This window comes from Asaia sp. W19, from assembly GCF_003994335.1.
Lineage (GTDB): Bacteria > Pseudomonadota > Alphaproteobacteria > Acetobacterales > Acetobacteraceae > Asaia.
Map to the genome: position 1 here is coordinate 1 of NZ_PNQZ01000212.1, position 548 is coordinate 548.

Below are 548 nucleotides of genomic sequence, written 5' to 3' on the forward strand. Positions count from 1 at the left end.
TATGCCCCACGATTTCGGTATCGATCCCAATATTCTCGTAGTCTCTCGCGGATGCGCCCGCGGCTAAAGCCATTTTCCTTGAATGCGTAATCGTCCCCACTAGCCCTCTTGGCCATACAGGAGCACCGGAGGCGGAAATGCCTAGATTTGCATCGTACCGACCCAACATCGAGCAGATCGCTCTCGCGCAAGCTCGGCCTGCAGCAAATTCTAGCCTGCGCCTGGCCGATACGCGTTGCAGTGATAAAGCGTCCGTCTGCGAAAGCGGATAGTGACCAGCTTCGAGATCCGCTTTTGCAACGATCACATTCGTAGGCAGGCAATCGCACCATGCGCGCGTTAGTTCTACCAACTCAGTAATCCAGGCGTCGAATTGCTGAGCACAGAAGGTATAAAGATAGAATGGCTTGGCAAGCGTACGAAGATACCTCGACAATAGACAATGATACGAAAGACAAACCAGAAATGGTAGATTGGAACGCAAGCAGCGCGCCGAAGAGAAACATCTGCGAGGCCGCTGCACCGAAAGACAATCCAGATCTTCCAAG

General features: G+C 52.7%; 1 pseudogene. It reads right to left on the reverse strand.

Features of this window, described 5'->3' with window-relative positions:
* Window positions 1–523 (reverse strand): annotated as a pseudogene (locus C0V97_RS18975) (hypothetical protein); the annotation flags it as partial.
* Window positions 524–548: the final 25 nt, after the last annotated feature.